The 16,011-nt window shown below is 67.1% G+C and carries 15 protein-coding genes and 1 pseudogene; 11 read left to right on the top strand and 5 right to left on the bottom strand.

The window, feature by feature from the left end; genetic code table 11:
* Nucleotides 1-126: 126 nt before the first annotated feature.
* The 5 genes and pseudogenes from KF907_RS11120 to cysS all read right to left on the bottom strand — a co-directional run bounded on the left by KF907_RS11120 (nucleotide 127) and on the right by cysS (nucleotide 3,505).
* Nucleotides 127-429 (bottom strand): hypothetical protein, encoded by a 303-nt coding sequence (locus tag KF907_RS11120; protein WP_291220413.1) that lies wholly within the window; start codon nucleotides 427-429, stop codon nucleotides 127-129.
* Nucleotides 430-585: 156 nt separating this feature from the next.
* On the bottom strand, nucleotides 586-1,131 hold the full coding sequence (locus KF907_RS11125; protein WP_291220414.1) for a PH domain-containing protein: 546 nt from the start codon (nucleotides 1,129-1,131) through the stop codon (nucleotides 586-588).
* A pseudogene (locus tag KF907_RS11130) lies at nucleotides 1,094-1,507 on the bottom strand (phosphatase PAP2 family protein); the annotation flags it as partial. The gene KF907_RS11125 and the pseudogene KF907_RS11130, both read right to left, overlap by 38 nt.
* Before the next feature lie 170 nt (nucleotides 1,508-1,677).
* Nucleotides 1,678-2,106, bottom strand: a complete 429-nt coding sequence (locus KF907_RS11135; protein ID WP_291220416.1) for a SufE family protein — start codon at nucleotides 2,104-2,106, stop codon at nucleotides 1,678-1,680.
* Between the two features lies 1 nt (nucleotide 2,107).
* Nucleotides 2,108-3,505 carry a cysteine--tRNA ligase gene (gene cysS, locus KF907_RS11140; protein WP_291220418.1) on the bottom strand — a complete coding sequence of 466 codons (1,398 nt, stop codon included), beginning with the start codon at nucleotides 3,503-3,505 and terminating at the stop codon, nucleotides 2,108-2,110.
* Between the two features lie 298 nt (nucleotides 3,506-3,803).
* Here cysS and KF907_RS11145 point away from each other — a divergent pair, with 298 nt between their 5' ends.
* From KF907_RS11145 to tadA, 11 genes are all read left to right on the top strand, one after another.
* Nucleotides 3,804-4,358 carry a glycine zipper 2TM domain-containing protein gene (locus tag KF907_RS11145; protein ID WP_291220420.1) on the top strand — a complete coding sequence of 185 codons (555 nt, stop codon included), beginning with the start codon at nucleotides 3,804-3,806 and terminating at the stop codon, nucleotides 4,356-4,358.
* A gap of 290 nt (nucleotides 4,359-4,648) precedes the next feature.
* Nucleotides 4,649-5,659 (top strand): N-acetylornithine carbamoyltransferase, encoded by a 1,011-nt coding sequence (locus tag KF907_RS11150; RefSeq protein WP_291220422.1) that lies wholly within the window; start codon nucleotides 4,649-4,651, stop codon nucleotides 5,657-5,659.
* Nucleotides 5,660-5,726: 67 nt separating this feature from the next.
* Nucleotides 5,727-6,983 carry an argininosuccinate synthase gene (locus tag KF907_RS11155; RefSeq protein WP_291220424.1) on the top strand — a complete coding sequence of 419 codons (1,257 nt, stop codon included), beginning with the start codon at nucleotides 5,727-5,729 and terminating at the stop codon, nucleotides 6,981-6,983.
* A 77-nt stretch (nucleotides 6,984-7,060) separates the two neighbouring features.
* On the top strand, nucleotides 7,061-8,182 hold the full coding sequence (locus KF907_RS11160) for an acetylornithine deacetylase (protein WP_291220425.1): 1,122 nt from the start codon (nucleotides 7,061-7,063) through the stop codon (nucleotides 8,180-8,182).
* On the top strand, nucleotides 8,169-9,485 hold the full coding sequence (locus KF907_RS11165; RefSeq protein WP_291220426.1) for an acetylglutamate kinase: 1,317 nt from the start codon (nucleotides 8,169-8,171) through the stop codon (nucleotides 9,483-9,485). Before KF907_RS11160 ends, KF907_RS11165 begins: the two co-directional genes overlap by 14 nt.
* Nucleotides 9,486-9,504: 19 nt before the next feature.
* Nucleotides 9,505-10,479, top strand: a complete 975-nt coding sequence (gene argC, locus KF907_RS11170; RefSeq protein ID WP_291220427.1) for an N-acetyl-gamma-glutamyl-phosphate reductase — start codon at nucleotides 9,505-9,507, stop codon at nucleotides 10,477-10,479.
* Nucleotides 10,476-11,768 (top strand): argininosuccinate lyase, encoded by a 1,293-nt coding sequence (locus KF907_RS11175; protein ID WP_291220428.1) that lies wholly within the window; start codon nucleotides 10,476-10,478, stop codon nucleotides 11,766-11,768. The genes argC and KF907_RS11175 overlap by 4 nt, the downstream gene beginning before the upstream one ends.
* A gap of 133 nt (nucleotides 11,769-11,901) precedes the next feature.
* Entirely contained in the window at nucleotides 11,902-13,041 is a 1,140-nt protein-coding gene (proB, locus tag KF907_RS11180; protein ID WP_291220430.1) for a glutamate 5-kinase, read from the top strand.
* The gene (locus KF907_RS11185) at nucleotides 13,041-14,318 is read left to right on the top strand and encodes a glutamate-5-semialdehyde dehydrogenase (RefSeq protein WP_291220432.1); all 1,278 of its coding nucleotides are present in this window, start codon (nucleotides 13,041-13,043) and stop codon (nucleotides 14,316-14,318) included. Before proB ends, KF907_RS11185 begins: the two co-directional genes overlap by 1 nt.
* A 148-nt stretch (nucleotides 14,319-14,466) precedes the next feature.
* Nucleotides 14,467-15,477 carry a PIG-L deacetylase family protein gene (locus KF907_RS11190; protein ID WP_291220434.1) on the top strand — a complete coding sequence of 337 codons (1,011 nt, stop codon included), beginning with the start codon at nucleotides 14,467-14,469 and terminating at the stop codon, nucleotides 15,475-15,477.
* On the top strand, nucleotides 15,474-15,959 hold the full coding sequence (gene tadA / locus KF907_RS11195; protein ID WP_291220436.1) for a tRNA adenosine(34) deaminase TadA: 486 nt from the start codon (nucleotides 15,474-15,476) through the stop codon (nucleotides 15,957-15,959). Before KF907_RS11190 ends, tadA begins: the two co-directional genes overlap by 4 nt.
* The last annotated feature ends 52 nt before the right edge of the window (nucleotides 15,960-16,011 follow it).

The following is a 16,011-nucleotide window of genomic DNA, read 5'->3' on the forward strand; positions in this document are numbered from 1 at the left end:
TGCACGATGGCTGCGACGACATCGTCGGACGCGCATGATCGTCGGGCACGGGCGCGGCGGCGTCGTTAGAGGCAGCGGGCGTGCCGGTGGGCGCGCGCCGGACGACCCTCGGCGCAGTCCGGGGGCTCAGCGTGGCTGGCTGCGCAAGCGCCGCTTCGCCATGAACCGGGCAGCGACGATCGGCGGCAGCGCCAGCACCGAGAACACGATCATGCCGAGCGGCAACAGGCCGAAACTGCCACTGCTCACCGCCAGCACGCCCGCCTGCGCCAGCATCACGCCGAGACCCCAGCGCCACGGCTTTTCGGGAACCTGGGCGCCGAGCCAGCCGGCCAAGGCAATGGAAAAGGGGTAGGCGAGCATCCAGTAGAGCGGTGAGTCCCAGGCTTCCACCCGGCGGCTGATGGCAGCGGTCACGATCCACAGCAAGGCCCCGCCGACGATCGCAATGGTATGGGCGAACGTGGCCCTGTCGTTCGTGGCCTGCCGTTCCCGTGCGGATGGCTCGGGCGCGGTGTCGTCCGTGTCATTTCGGGAGGAAGTCATGCGTTCCCCGGTCGCCGGGTGTGCATCGGGCCGGTGCGTTCAGCGCGCAGGCGATGAACGGGCCGCGCCACGACGCGCCGCCTCGACATCCCGCATGAACCGCTCCTTGTCACGCGGGGAGATCATGAGTGATCGGCCCGGACCGTACTCGATGCGAAGCCGATCCAGCGAAAGGGCCGGACTCGACAGCGGATTGGAGGTCGGCACGATGCCGGTGATGTCCGCCACCGTGATACGCCACCTGAACGGACCGCTCTGGACGAGCAGTTCGCCGCGCGCCAGCGTGTAGCGGGTCGAAAGCAGCAGCCAGAGCGGCAGCCCGATGCCGACGATGGCCGTGAATGCCGAGATTGCCCAGGCCACGGGCGATGGGACTGCCAACGCCATGATCGCAGCGACGAGTGCGCCGAGCATCGCGGTCGCCAGCACGACCGCCAGCCACGCGTCGATTTTCGATGGGTGCACGATGGGCATGTCGTGAGCGATCCTGCGATGGCCGGCAAGAGTGGTCAAGCGTGGACACGGCCCTGCGATCGCCGGGTCCCGGTCACGCTCCGTAGCTTGCGGCGGCGTGGCCTGGGCCAAGCGCTCGCCGGTGCTGTCGCACCAGCGCAATCGACGCTTCGGCAAGCGCGAATCCGATCGCCGAGGCGACGAGGACATCGCTCGGATAGTGCAGGCCGAGCACCACCCGCGAGGTGGCGACGAGGGCGGTGAATGGCGGCAGCAACGGCGCGAGCATGGGGAACCAGGCGAGTGCGACGAGGGCGAAGCTCAGCGCATGCAGCGTGTGCCCGGACGGGAAGCTGAACTCGTCGAGTGGGGCGATGTGGGCGATGATGCCGGCATGCGCGCGGAACGGACGCGGGCGTCGCGTCCAGCGTTTCAACCTGCGGTAGAGCAGCGCAGCGACACCGCCGGTCAGCAGCATGTGCAGCGCGGCCTGCCAACCGAGTGTGCCGCCGAATGCCACGCGACCCATGCCGGATTGGCGCGGGCGCACCACCTCGACCGCGTGGCCGAGTGCGCGACGGCCGTTTCCTACGGGGGATCAACCGATCAGGCGGCCGAACGGAGCGTCGGAAGATCCGATGCTTGAACGGAGCGCCAAGGGAATCGCCGAACGATGACTTACGAAGCCAATGCCATCCGCGCGTGCTCGCGGATCTTCTCGAGCATCGCTGCGAGTCCGTTCGAGCGGGTCGGCGAGAGATGCCTGGCAAGGCCGATCGCATTGATGAAGCGCGGCTCGGTGGCAAGGACTTCTCCGGCGCTGCGGCCCGAGTAGACGCGCAGCAGCAGGGCGATCAGGCCCGAGACGATCGCCGAGTCGCTGGCGGCGCGAAACTCCAGGCGTGTGGCATCGCCGCTGGCGACGAGCCAGACCTGGGACTGGCAGCCGTCGACCTTGTGTTCGTCGGTCCTTAGTTCGACCGGCAGTTCCGGCAGCTTGCGGCCGAGATCGATCAGGTACTGGTAGCGCTCGGTCCAGTCGCCGAAGAAGCCGAATTCGTCGGCGATGGCGTCCTGGGCGGCGTCGGCGGAGGGTGTGGTGTCCATTTCAGCCGGCGTCCGTCGGTGCGACGACCTTCCAGCGCGTACCCTGCGCGCCGTCCTCGATGACGATGTTGCGCGTGGCGAGTTCGGCACGGATCGCGTCGGCGCGGGCGAAGTCCTTCGCCTTGCGGGCGGCAATGCGTTCGTCGAGCAGGCCCTGCACCCAGTTTGCGTCGATCGCTTCAGCGGCACCGCTGTGCTGGAACCAGGCTTCGGGATCCTGTGTGAGCAGGCCGAGGAAGCCGGCACCCGCGCGCAGGGCGGCCTTGGCGGCAGCCTTGCCATCCGGCGTGGTCTGCCGGCGTGCTTCCGCGGCGAGGCGGGCGATCGCGGCAAGCGCCTTGGGCGTGTTGAGGTCATCGAGCAGGGCGGCCTCGACCTCGGTGGGCAGGTCGGATGCGGTCTCCATTTCGACATCGGCGAGATCGCGCAGTGTGCCGTACCAGCCATCCAGCGTCGCCCGCGCCTGGGCGAGGGCGCTGTCGGACCAGTCCAGGGGCTGACGATAGTGGCCGGAGAGGAGCAGGCAACGCAGTACTTCGGGTGGGTGCTTGGCCAGCAGTTCGTGCAGGCGCAATACGTTGCCGATCGACTTGGACATCTTCTTGCCGTCGAAGGTCAGCATGCCGTTGTGCAGCCACCAACGTGCGAACACCTTGCCGCCGTGCGCGCAGGTGCTCTGCGCGATCTCGTTCTCGTGGTGCGGGAACATCAGGTCGTTGCCGCCGGCGTGGATGTCGATGGTCTCGCCGAGATGGGCTTCGGCCATCGCCGAGCATTCGATGTGCCAGCCGGGCCGGCCGCGGCCCCACTGGCTGTCCCAGCCCGGCAGGTCGTCGCTGGAGGGCTTCCACAGCACGAAGTCGGCAGGGTTCTTCTTGTACGGCGCGACCTCGACGCGCGCGCCGGCGATCATGTCCTCGAGCGAACGTCCCGACAGGTGGCCGTAGTCGGCATAGCTGGAAACGTCGAACAGCACATGGCCTTCGGCCGCATAGGCATGGCCGGAGGCGATCAGGCGCTCGCACATGGCGACGATTTGCGTGATGTGGGCTGTCGCGTGCGGATTCACGTCGGGCGCGTCGACGCCGAGTTTTTCCATGTCCTCGAAGAACGCGGCGGCATAGCCTTGCGTGATCTGCTCGATCGGCACGCCGGCCTCGCGCGCGGCGGCGTTGATCTTGTCGTCCACATCGGTGATGTTGCGTGCGTAGACGACCTTCGGATAGATCCTGCGCAACAATCGCGCGAGCAGGCCGAACACCACGTAGGGGCGCGCGTTGCCGATGTGGACGTAGTTGTAGACCGTGGGGCCGCAGACATACATCGTCACTCGCGTCGGATCGAGGGGTTCGAACGGTTCGACACGGCGGGTCAGGGAGTTGTGCAGGCGCAGGCTCATCGACGGTCGGCGGATGCGAAGGGTCGGCGATCATAGCAGGGGGCGGGAGCCGGCCTGGTGCAGGTGCAGATCGAGGCGCGACGGCGAGGGCAGACTGGCCGTCCGTCGAGTCGGCGCAACGCCTGGCTGCGCCCGCACAGGACGCTGACGCCATTGTGGAATTGACCGGAGCATCCTTAAATCGGCATTCAGACGCCGGATGCTGTAATGCGTCGCAAATCCGTGACCGCGTACCGCTCCAGGCGGCAAGTCGCATCCCACGCAGGACGACCACGCGGTATGCACCCCCGATCAGGAGATGACTGTGAAGATGTCGATCAAGTGTTCGCTGCTCGTCGCTGCGGGATTCGCCGCTGCCGGTGTCGCCCATGCGCAGGGCCGCGGTTACGGCGGCGAGCGTGACGGCAACGAGCGTGTCGCCTGGGCCGACGTCCTCAGCGTCGATCCGATCTACGACGACGTCCAGGTCAGCCGCCCGCGCGAGGAATGCTACGACGCCGAAGTCGATCGCTACGAGGATTCGCGCGGCGACAACGGAGCCGGCACGGTCATCGGTGCGATCGTCGGCGGCGTGCTCGGCAACGCGGTCGGCAAGGGCGATGGCCGCAAGGCGGCCACCGTGGCTGGGGCCCTGGTCGGCGGCGCCATCGGCAACAATGCCTCGCGTCGCGATGATCGCTATTACTCGTCGGTCGAGACGCGTTGCCGAACGATCAACGAGCGCGTCAGCGAGCGCCGCATCGTCGGCTACGACGTGCAGTACCGCTATCGCGGCGACGTCTACATGTCGCAGCTCGACTACGATCCCGGCGAGCGCATGCGCGTGCGGGTCAGCGTGACGCCGGCGGAGTAGGTTCCGGCTTTCCTTCCCCCGCGAAGCGGGGGGAGGTGGGGCGGCAGCGCCGGAAGGGGCGATCCACTGTTGCACCGCCGCACGTTTGCCGGTAACGTCCGCAACCGCATGAACGCACACCTTTCCGCCAGCGAATACCTGTCCAGCGCGCATCTTGCCGCCGGCATGACTTCGCGTGCGCGCCGACCGTCGCCGGAGATCCGGGTCGGGTAGGCATCCGCATGCGCTGTTCGCATGCATCGCTCGAAACCCGGCCCCCGTGCCGGGTTTTTTCGTTTCCAGGGGATCCCATGACGCTCAAGCACTTTCTCACCACGCAGGATTGGAGCCGTGCCGAACTCGACGCGCTGCTTGCGCAGGCGGCGGCGTACAAGCGCACGCGCCTCGGCAGCGAACTGGCTGGCAAGTCGATCGCGCTGATGTTCTTCAATCCGTCGATGCGCACGCGCACGAGCTTCGAGCTGGGCGCGCATCAGCTCGGCGGCAAGGCGATCGTGCTCGCGCCCGGCAAGGACGCATGGCCGATCGAATTCGACGTCGGCACGGTCATGGATGGTGAGGCGGAGGAACACGTCGCCGAGGTCGCGCGCGTGCTCAGCCGCTATGTCGACCTGATCGCCGTGCGCGCATTCCCGAAGTTCCAGGACTGGTCGATCGATCGCCAGGACCGCGTGATCCATGCCTTCGCCAGGCACGCGACGGTGCCGGTCATCAACATGGAGACGATCACGCACCCCTGCCAGGAGATGGCCCATGTCATGGCCCTGCAGGAACGCTTCGGCACCGATCTTCGCGGGCGCAAGTACGTGCTGACCTGGACCTACCACCCGAAGCCGCTCAACACGGCGGTCGCCAACTCGGCCCTGCTGATCGCCACCCGGTACGGCATGGACGTGACCCTGCTTTGCCCGAACGAGGGCTACCTGCTCGATCCGCGCTACATGGATTTCGGTCGCGCCAACGCAGCCGAGAACGGCGGCTCGCTGACCATCAGCCACGACATCGAATCGGCCTACCGAGGCGCCGACGTCGTCTACGCCAAGAGCTGGGGCGCGCTCCCGTTCTTCGGCCGCTGGGACCAGGAGAAAGCGGTGCGCGAAGCGAGCAGGCATTTCATCGTCGACGAGGCCAAGATGGCCCTGACCAACAACGGCGTGTTCAGCCACTGCCTGCCCTTGCGCCGGAACATCAAGGCCACCGATGCGGTGATGGACTCTCCCGCCTGCATCGCCATCGACGAAGCCGAGAACCGGCTGCATGTGCAGAAGGCGGTGATGGCCGCGCTGGCGGGGAAGCCGTGACTCGTCATTCGTGATTCGCAGAAGCCAGCTTCGCTGACAACCTCTTCCAGCTGCCACGGACATTTCCATGTCGCAATCTCCAGCTTCATCCAATCACCAATCACCGATCGCCAATCACCACGGCAAGCACATAGTGCTTGCCTTCTCCGGCGGGCTCGACACCAGCTTCTGTGTCCCCTACCTGCAGGAGCAGGGCTATGCCGTGCACACCGTGTTCGCGGATACCGGCGGCGTGGATGCCGAAGAGCGTGCCTTCATCGAGGCGCGTGCGCATGAGCTTGGCGTGGCGAGCCATGTCACGGTCGATGGTGGACCGGCGATCTGGGACGGTTTCGTCAAGCCGTTCGTGCGTGCCGGCGAGGGCTACCAGGGTCAGTACCCCCTGCTCGTCTCCGACCGCTACCTGATCGTTGCGGCGATGCTCAGGCGCGCCGACGAACTGGGCACGAAGCATGTGGCGCACGGCTGCACCGGCATGGGCAACGACCAGGTGCGCTTCGATCTTGCGATCAAGGCGCTCGGCGACTACGTGATCGTCGCGCCGATCCGCGAGATCCAGAAGGAGCACACGCAGACGCGCGCGTACGAGCAGCAGTACCTCGAGGCGCGTGGTTTTGGCGTGCGCGCCAAGCAGAAGGCCTACACGATCAACGAGAACTTGCTCGGCGTGACCATGTCCGGCGGCGAAATCGACCGCTGGGAGGCGCCGGGTGACGGTGCGCGTGGCTGGTGCGCGCCGCGTGCCGAATGGCCGGCGGAAGCGCTGCGGGTGACGATCGGTTTCGAGCAGGGCGAGGCGGTGTCGCTCGACGGAGAGCGCATGGCGGGTCCCGCCATCCTTGCGCGGCTGAATCGCCAGTTCGCGGCCTATGGCGTCGGTCGCGGCCTCTATACCGGCGACACCACCATCGGCCTCAAGGGCCGCATCATCTATGAAGCACCCGGCCTGGCTGCGCTGCTCACCGCGCATCGGGCACTCGAGGAAGCCGTGCTGTCGAAACAGCAGAACCGCTTCAAGCCGGTCGTTGCGCGGCAATGGGTCGAGATCGTCTACGAAGGGTTCTTCCACGATCCGCTCAAGGCCGACCTCGAAGCTTTCCTCGCTTCGAGCCAGCGTTGCGTCAATGGCGACGTCACGCTCGAGACAAGCGGCGGCAGCGTGCAAGCGGTCGCCGTGAAGTCGGCACATCTGCTGCACGCCAAGGGGGCCACGTATGCCCAGTCGGCCGATTGGGGCGTCGAGGAGGCCGAGGGTTTCATCCGCTTGTACGGCATGAGCTCGACGCTGTGGGCGGAGGTGAATGGAGCGGGGAATCGGGAATAGCGCAATGCATCGCACTTGCTCCCGTCGTCCCGGTGCAGGCCGGACCTGGTGCCCTCGCCCTGACAATGGATCGATCGATGGATCTGCTCGCTGACACCTTGAAGCATCTGCGTGCGCTGGTCGGATTCGACACGCGCAATCCGCCGCGCGCGATCGATGCGGGCGGCATATTCGCGTACCTGTGCGCGAACCTGCCGGGCTTCGAGTGTACGGTCACCGACCATGGCGCCGGTGCGGTCAGCCTGCATGCCGTGCGTGGCCGGCCAAAGCGGCTGTTCAACGTGCACCTCGACACCGTGCCCGATTCGCCGCACTGGTCGGCAAGCCCGTTCGAGCTGCGCCTGACCGACGATCGTGCGATCGGTCTCGGTGCTTGCGACATCAAGGGGGCCGCCGCCGCCCTCGTCGCCGCCGCCAACGCCAGCGATGGCGATGCCGCGTTCCTGTTCAGCAGTGACGAGGAGGCCAACGATCCACGTTGCATCGAAGCCTTCCTGCGCGCCCATCCTGCCACTCCGAACAGCGAATCGCGGACTCCTGCCGTCGTGCTTGTCGCCGAACCGACCCGCGCCGAGGCCGTGCTCGCGCACCGCGGCATCAGCTCGGTGCTGATGCGCTTCGGCGGTCGTGCCGGGCACGCCTCGGGCCGGCAGTCTGGCGCCGACAGCGCCCTGCACCAGGCGGTTCGCTGGGGCCAGCGCGCGCTCGACCATGTCGAATCGCTTGCCCACGAACGTTTCGGCGGGCTCACCGGCCTGCGCTTCAACATCGGCCGCATCGATGGCGGGATCAAGGCCAACGTGATCGCGCCGACCGCTGAATTGCGCTTCGGCTTCCGCCCGTTGCCATCGACCGACATCGATGCGCTGCTGGCCACGTTCCGCGCGTTCGCCGAGCCCGAGCCGGTCGAGTTCCGCGAGACCTTTCGCGGACCGAGCCTGCCGGGCGGTGCGATCGCCGAAGCCGAGGCGCGCCGCCTCGCAGCACGCGACGCCGCCGATGCGCTCGGGTTGCCGGTCGGCAACGCAGTCGATTTCTGGACCGAGGCATCGCTGTTCTCGCAGGCCGGCTACACCGCCATCGTCTACGGACCTGGCGACATCGCCCAGGCGCACAGCGCCGACGAATGGGTCGCACTCGAACAACTCCGGCAGTACGCCACCACCGTGCATGGGATCATCGATGATGGAAACGCATAGGCAGACGCGGCAGACGATCGTGCGCCTGCTGTCGAGCATGGCCAGCGCGAAGGAAATCTCGCAGTATCTCAAGCGCTTCTCGCAGGTCGATGCGAAGCGCTTCGCCGTGGTCAAGGTTGGCGGCGCCGTGCTGCGCGACGATCTGGAAGCGCTGACCTCGTCACTGGCCTTCCTGCAGGAAGTCGGCCTCACGCCAATCGTCGTGCACGGCGCCGGTCCGCAGCTCGACGAGGAACTTGCCGCTGCCGGCATCGAAAAACACACCGTCAACGGCCTGCGCGTGACCTCGCCCGCGGCGCTGGCCATCGTGCGTCGCGTCTTCCAGGCGCAGAACCTCAAGTTGGTCGAGGCCCTGCAGGAGTCCGACGCACGCGCGACCTCGATCATGTCCGGCGTATTCGAGGCGGACTACCTCGACCGCGACACCTACGGGCTCGTCGGTCAGGTCACTCGCGTCAATCTGGCGCCGATCGAAGCCAGCCTCAACGCCGGCTCGATCCCGGTCATCGCCAGCATGGGTGAAACCAGCGGCGGACAGATCCTCAACGTCAACGCCGATTTCGCCGCCAACGAGCTCGTGCAGGTGCTGCAGCCATACAAGATCATCTTCCTGACCGGCACCGGCGGCCTGCTCGACGACCAGGGCAAGGTGATCGATTCGATCAACCTGTCCACCGAGTACGAGCACCTCATTGCGCAGCCGTGGATCAACGGCGGCATGCGCGTGAAGATCGAGCAGATCAAGGACCTGCTCGATCGGCTGCCGCTGACTTCCTCGGTTTCGATCACCAAGCCCGCGGAACTGGCCAAGGAGTTGTTCACGCACAAGGGCTCGGGAACTCTCGTGCGTCGTGGCGAGAAGGTGCAGTGCGCGACCTCGTGGAGCGACCTCGATCTCGCACGCATGCGTTCGCTGATCGAATCGAGCTTCGGCCGGACCCTCGTCGACAACTATTTCGAGCGCACACGCCTGCACCGCGCCTATGTCAGCGAAAACTACCGTGCGGCGCTGATCCTCACCGAGGAGGAAGGCATCGCCTATCTCGACAAGTTCGCCGTGCTCGATGATGCCCAGGGCGAGGGCCTTGGCCGCGCGGTCTGGCAGGTCATGCGCGAGGACAATCCGCGTCTGTTCTGGCGCTCGCGCCATGGCAATTCAGTCAATCCGTTCTACTACGCCGAATCGGATGGCTGCTGGAAGCAGGAGAAATGGAAGGTGTTCTGGTACGGCATCGATGACTTCGACCTGATCCGCCGCTGCGTCGAGCACTGCGCGCAACGGCCGCCGACCCTGCTCGGCTGAATCGGATGGAGACTGTGGCATGACCGCGAAGAAGAATCTCGGCATCGTCGGCGCACGCGGCCATACCGGCGCGGAGCTGATCCGACTGGTCGCCGGTCATTCGCAGCTCGCCCTGGCGTTCGTCTCGTCACGCGAGCTGGATGGCCAGCGTGTGTCCGATCATGTCGGATGGTTCAGTGGCGATCTTCGCTACGAGAATCTCGATGCGGGCGCAGTCGCGGCGAAAGGGGCCGATGCGGTCGTGCTGGCCCTGCCGAACGGCAAGGCCAGCGGCTACGTGCAGGCGCTCGACAGCGTCGCCGCGGATACGGTGATCGTCGACCTGTCAGCCGATCATCGCTTCGACGACCGCTGGTACTACGGTCTGCCAGAACTGACCCGCGGGCAGTATCGCGGCCAGCGCCGTATCGCCAATCCGGGCTGCTATGCGACGGCGATGCAGTTGGCGATTGCGCCGCTCGCCGGTTGCCTGGCCGGACCGCCGCAATGCTTCGGCGTGTCCGGTTACTCGGGCGCGGGCACCACGCCGTCGGACAAGAACGACATCGCCAAGCTGCGCGACAACCTCATGCCGTACGCCCTGGTCGATCATCTGCACGAGCGCGAGGTTTCGCGCCAGCTCGGCCTGCCGGTCGAGTTCATCCCGCATGTCGCGCCGCACTTCCGCGGCATCACGATGACGGTCAATCTGTGGTTGCAGGAGCCGATGACGCGCGAGGCGATCCGCGGGCGCTACGTTGAACGCTATGCGGACGAACCGCTGGTCGCGGTCGTCGACGACGCCCCCTGGGTCAGCCGCATCGCCGGCCGTCATGGCGTCGAGATCGGCGGTTTTGCGGTTGCGCCGGGCGGACGTCGCGTGGTCATCGTCGCCACCCTCGACAACCTGCTCAAGGGCGCCGCCACCCAGGCGATGCAGAACCTCAATCTCGCGCTCGGCTTCGATGAGTTCGCGGGGATTCCACTGCAACACGAAGGGGAGGCCGCGGCATGAGCGGATTGCTCTGGCAGAAGTCCGGCGTCGAGGTCGACGCGCGCATCATGCGTTTCCTCGCCGGCGACGACGTGATCCTCGATCGCGAGTTTTTCCTTTACGACATCGAGGCGAGCAAGGCGCATGTCGAGGGGCTGGCGCGCATCGGCATCGTGGCAGCCGACGAGGCCGTGGCACTCGCGCGCGAGCTCGACACATTGGCGACAGACTTCCGTAGTGGCGCTTTCGTTCTCGATGAGCGCCACGAGGACGGCCATTCGGCGATCGAGGCGCGCCTGACCGAACGTCTCGGCGACCCCGGCCGGCGCGTGCACACCGGGCGCAGCCGCAACGACCAGATCCTTGTCGCGACGCGGCTGTGGCTGAAGGCGAAGCTCGATGAACTCGGCGCGACCTGTCGCACGATTGCCGCAACGTGCCTCGACCGGGCCGCGCGCGAATCACTGCCCATGCCCGGTTACACGCACATCCAGCGCGCCGTGGTGTCGTCGACGGCGATGTGGTTCGCCGGTTTCGCCGAAGCCTTCATCGACGACGCCTGGCGCGCCCGCCAGACCCTCGACCTGGTCGACGCCAATCCACTCGGCACGGCGGCGGGATATGGCGTCAACCTGCCGCTCGATCGCGCCCACACCACCATGCGCCTCGGCTTCGCGCGCATGCAGGTCAGCCCGATCTATGCCCAGCTCTCGCGGGGCAAGTTCGAGATTGCCGCGCTTGATGCACTCGGCGCGGCCACACTCGACCTGCGCCGCCTGGCCTGGGATCTGTCGTTGTTCACGACTGCGGAGTTCGGCTTCGTGACGCTGCCCACCCGCTACACCACGGGCAGCTCGATCATGCCGAACAAGCGAAACCCCGATGTCGTCGAACTGATGCGCGCGACCCACGCCAGCGTCGCTGCCGCGCGCGCGGAGATCGACAACCTGCTGTCGTTGCCCTCCGGCTACCAGCGCGACCTCCAGCTCGGCAAGGGTTCGATCGTGCACGGCTTCGGCCGCGGCCTCGCCGCGCTCGCCCTGTTGCCCGACCTGATTGCCGGGTTCGATTGGAACGAAGCGGCGATGCGCGCCGCGATCGAGCCATCGATGCATGCCACCGACGTCGCCATCGAGGCGGCGATCGCCGGCGTGCCGTTCCGCGAGGCCTACCGCGCCGCCGCCGATTCCGGCACGGGCAGTGGCGCAGGGCGCACAGCCGAATCAAGCCTCAACGCGCGCACCTCGCCCGGCTCAGGCCACGACCTGCGCCTCGACGAACTGCGCGCGCGCCTGGCGGCGTTGTCGTGAAAACCGTTTGCTCCCTCCACCCGCCCGGCAGGAGCCCCTGCAGGCGCGATGCTTCCACGCATCTCGAAAGAAAAGCATCGCCCCTGAAGGGGCTCGTACAGGTCGAGCGGGTTGCACCGGACGATCGCCGCCCATGACACCGCATCGCTTCAGCGAACAGGCCCTGCCGCACTGGCGCCGCGCCGTACTCAAGGTCGGCAGCAGCCTGCTCGCCGCCAACGGCGGCGGGTTGAGTCCGCGCCATGCCCTCGGACTCGCACAGTTCGTGTCGGCCAGCCTGGCGGCCGGACGCGAAGTCGTGGTCGTTTCGTCCGGCGCGGTGGCAGCCGGCCGTGCGATCGTGCCGAGAGCAGCCGAAGCCGGCGCGGCAATGGCAGCGCGGCAGGCGCTTGCGGCACTCGGCCAGGCCCAACTGATCGGGCTCTGGCAACGCTTCTTCGAACGTCCGGTCGCGCAGGTTCTGCTGACCCACGACGACCTGCGCAACCGCCGCCGCTACCTCAATGCGCGCGCCACGCTCAACGAACTGTTGCGCCTCGGTACGCTGCCGGTGGTCAATGAGAACGACACCGTGTCGGTGGATGAGCTGAAACTCGGCGACAACGACAACCTTGCCGCGATCGTCGCCGCCCTCGTCGATGCCGAGGTGCTGTTCATCGCCACCGACATCGATGGTTTGTACAGTGCCGATCCGCGTATCGATGCCCACGCGCGCGCGATCGACGAAGTCGCCGCACTCGGGCCGGAGATTTTCGCCATGGCTGGCGGCAGTGGCAGTGCGGCTGGAACCGGCGGCATGCGCACCAAGCTCGAGGCGGCTTCCAAGGCCGCAGCCGCCGGCATAGAGACGATCCTCTTCAATGGCACCGACGCCGAAGCCGTGCGCCTGCTCGGCCAGGGCCGCCTGCGCGGCACGCGCCTGCGCGCCGGACAAACGCGCGTCGCTGCGCGCAAGTACTGGTTGCGCCATGTGCCGGCGGTGCCGGGCGCGATCATCGTCGATACCGGCGCGGTGCGTGCCCTCGTCGACAAGGGGGCGTCGCTGTTGCCCGGCGGCGTGACCGGCACCGAAGGCGAGTTCGCGCGCGGCGACATGGTCGAGATCCGCTGCCGTGACGAGGCTGGTGAACGCACGGTCGCGCGCGGCGTGAGCCAGTATTCGGCGGTCGACATCCGCCGCATCGCGCGCCGGCACACCCGCGACATTGATGGCGTGCTCGGTTACAACTACGGCGAGAACATCGTCCATCGCGACGACATGGTGCTGCTGTGATGAGTGCCTCGACGATCCGTAGCGAAGCCATCGCCTGCCGCGAGGCCGCGCGCGTGCTCGCGCGCATGAGCGCGGCGGAGAAATGTGCATTGCTGCTGGCCATGGCCGCGGCGCTCGAAGCCGATGCCACGGTGATCCTGGCGGCCAACGCCGAAGATATGTTGGATGCTCGGGGCAAGGGCGTTGCCCCGGCCATGCTTGATCGCCTGCGCCTCGACGAAACGCGCCTCGCCGGCATCGCCGCGGCCGTGCGCGAGGTCGCCGCGTTGCCCGATCCGGTCGGGATCGTGACGCGCCGCGAGACGCGCCCGAATGGGCTCCTCGTCGAACGCGTGCGCGTGCCACTCGGTGTAGTCGCGATGATCTACGAGGCGCGCCCGAACGTGACCGCCGACGCCGCCGCGCTGTGCATCAAGGCTGGCAACGGGGTAATCCTGCGAGGCGGGTCCGAAGCACTGCATTCGAATACCGCGATCGCCACGGCCTTGCGACGCGCGCTGGTCGAGGCCGGTGTGGATGGTGCCGCGCTGACCCTGGTCACCGATCTCCGGCGCGAGACCATGGTCGAGATGTTGCAGCTGGCCGACATTGTCGACCTCGCCATTCCGCGCGGGGGTGAAGGCCTGATCCGCTTCGTCGCCGAGCACGCGCGCGTGCCGGTGATCAAGCACTACAAGGGCGTGTGCCATTTGTACGTCGACCGCGCCGCAGACATCGAACTCGCGCTCGGCCTGCTGGTTGATGGAAAGACCACGCGACCGAGCGCCTGCAATTCACTGGAGACCCTGCTCGTGCATGCCGGCATCGCCGCGGAGTTCCTGCCCGCGGCAGCAACCGAGCTCGGTGCACGCGGTGTCGAACTACGCGGTTGCGCGCGCACACAGGACATTCTGCCGTTCGTGCGCGCCGCGGACCCGGCCGACTACGCGGCCGAGTACCTCGATCTCGTCATCGCCGTGCGCGTCGTCGACGATCTGGATGATGCGATCGCGCACATCGTGGAGTACGGCTCCGACCACACCGAAGTCATCGCCACCCAGGACGAGTCCGCCGCGCGGCGCTTCATCGAGGCGCTGCGCTCGGCCGTGGTCATGGTCAATGCCTCCTCGCGCTTCAGCGACGGCGGCGAACTCGGCCTGGGCGCCGAGATCGGCATCTCGACCACGCGCCTGCACGCCTACGGCCCGATGGGTGCGGAGGCGCTGACGATCGAGCGCTTTGTCGTGCGTGGGGTGGGGCAGGTGAGGCATTCGTTGAGCCTGGGGATTGGGGAATAGGGAGTTGGGAGTTGGGAATGATTGGAGCCAAGCGGTTGCTCTCCACCGTTCCCCATTCCAAATTTTCGGCTCCAAGTGGTTCAATTCGCGCTTTCGCCCCACCGGGCAATCGGGATCGCGCGTCATTTTTCAGTCCACGCAACCATCGATGGCGTCGTTTACGGCAGCACCCGCGTTCGAGGCGGGGCATCGCCTGCTCGTGCTGGCGCCGCACCCGGATGACGAGACCCTGGTCACCGGCGAGCTGCTCCAGCGTGCGCGGGTAGCCGGTGCCGAGGTACGCGTGGTGATCGCCACCGATGGTGATGACAACCCATGGCCGCAGCGCTGGATCGAGCGACGCTGGCACATCGACGCGTCGGCACGTCGGCGCTGGGGAAAGCGGCGACGCGAGGAATCTCTGCGCGCGCTCGACGTGCTCGGGGTGCCGCGTGCGGCCGTGCATCATCTCGGTTGGGGTGACGGCAGCCTGACTGGGCGACTCATCGGCGATGCGAACGCCGAAGACGAACTCGCCGATGTCATCGCCACGTTCGCGCCGACTCATGTCGCCGTGCCGGTGCTCGACGATCGCCATCCGGACCACAGTGCGTTGCGGGTGCTTGCCGAACTCGCCTGGGCGACGCGACGCGTCGCGCCCGCGCAGCGTCTCGGCTTCGTCGTGCATGCCTGCGCGCGCGTGGCAACGCGCACAGCCGCGCATGGCCCCTTGCTGAAGCGCAAGCTCGAAGCCTTGGGCATGCACACTTCGCAACTCGCATTGAGCGCGAAGCGCATGCACGGCATTGCCATGCGCGAGGAATGTTTCGATACGTCCGTGCCGTTCATGCACCTTTCCGACGGCGGGTTCTCCTTGCCATTGCGTGGCCCGCATCTGCGCGCGCGGGAGTTGCTGATCATCGCAACGATCGGTAGGTGGGCGTGGCGCGGCCGCCTGCGTCTGCGCCACGGCAGCAGCACGCTGCGCCTGGAATCCGCCGGCGCCGCGCCGCTCGAAGGGCGCATTGATTGCCGGCGCGGACGGGCTGACTTCACCTTCACCGGCTGCGCCCCCGAATGCGTCTTCGCCAAACTGCACCGGCGCGGCCGGCGCCTGCTGATCTTCGATACTGAAGGCTGGCATGCCTTCGGTGGCGTACCCGTTGTGGAGCATCCATGAGCGATCCCGTATCGCCCCCGCCGCCGTTCGACGCCGCTGACGCGGCATGGATGCGCCGCGCACTCGAACTCGCCGCGCATGCGCGCGACGTCGATGGCGAGGTGCCGGTCGGCGCGGTGCTGGTCGTCGATGGCGAGGCCATCGGCGAGGGCTGGAACCGCAATATCGGTTTGCATGACGCCAGTGCGCATGCCGAGATCCTCGCCCTGCGTGCCGCGGGGCAGCGCCTCGGCAACCACCGTCTGCCCGGTTCGACGCTGTACGCCACGCTCGAACCCTGCGCGATGTGTGCAATGGCCCTCATCCACGCCCGCGTCGCCCGCGTCGTCTACGCTGCGAACGACCCGAAGACCGGCGCCGCCGGCAGCGTCTTCGACACTCTCGTGTCGCCGCTGCACAACCATCGCGTCATCGTCGAATCGGGCCTTTACGCCGACGAGAGCGCGACCTTGCTGCGCGATTTCTTTCGCGGAAGGAGATAGAAGCCGGGAATATGCAACGGGGAATCGGGATCGATCAGGGCTTGCTCTCGGT

The sequence above is a fragment of the Dokdonella sp. genome (assembly GCF_019634775.1).
GTDB lineage: Bacteria > Pseudomonadota > Gammaproteobacteria > Xanthomonadales > Rhodanobacteraceae > Dokdonella.

Excerpts from the sequence above, each read along its gene's own strand:
- KF907_RS11190 (WP_291220434.1), top strand. The coding sequence starts at position 14,467 with ATGGCGTCGTTTACGGCAGCACCCGCGTTCGAGGCGGGGCATCGCCTG.
- KF907_RS11150 (WP_291220422.1), top strand. The coding sequence starts at position 4,649 with ATGACGCTCAAGCACTTTCTCACCACGCAGGATTGGAGCCGTGCCGAA.
- KF907_RS11160 (WP_291220425.1), top strand. The coding sequence starts at position 7,061 with ATGGATCTGCTCGCTGACACCTTGAAGCATCTGCGTGCGCTGGTCGGA.
- KF907_RS11155 (WP_291220424.1), top strand. The coding sequence starts at position 5,727 with ATGTCGCAATCTCCAGCTTCATCCAATCACCAATCACCGATCGCCAAT.
- proB (WP_291220430.1), top strand. The coding sequence starts at position 11,902 with ATGACACCGCATCGCTTCAGCGAACAGGCCCTGCCGCACTGGCGCCGC.
- KF907_RS11175 (WP_291220428.1), top strand. The coding sequence starts at position 10,476 with ATGAGCGGATTGCTCTGGCAGAAGTCCGGCGTCGAGGTCGACGCGCGC.
- KF907_RS11165 (WP_291220426.1), top strand. The coding sequence starts at position 8,169 with ATGGAAACGCATAGGCAGACGCGGCAGACGATCGTGCGCCTGCTGTCG.
- KF907_RS11145 (WP_291220420.1), top strand. The coding sequence starts at position 3,804 with ATGACTGTGAAGATGTCGATCAAGTGTTCGCTGCTCGTCGCTGCGGGA.
- KF907_RS11135 (WP_291220416.1), bottom strand. The coding sequence starts at position 2,106 with ATGGACACCACACCCTCCGCCGACGCCGCCCAGGACGCCATCGCCGAC.
- KF907_RS11185 (WP_291220432.1), top strand. The coding sequence starts at position 13,041 with ATGAGTGCCTCGACGATCCGTAGCGAAGCCATCGCCTGCCGCGAGGCC.
- argC (WP_291220427.1), top strand. The coding sequence starts at position 9,505 with ATGACCGCGAAGAAGAATCTCGGCATCGTCGGCGCACGCGGCCATACC.
- tadA (WP_291220436.1), top strand. The coding sequence starts at position 15,474 with ATGAGCGATCCCGTATCGCCCCCGCCGCCGTTCGACGCCGCTGACGCG.
- cysS (WP_291220418.1), bottom strand. The coding sequence starts at position 3,505 with ATGAGCCTGCGCCTGCACAACTCCCTGACCCGCCGTGTCGAACCGTTC.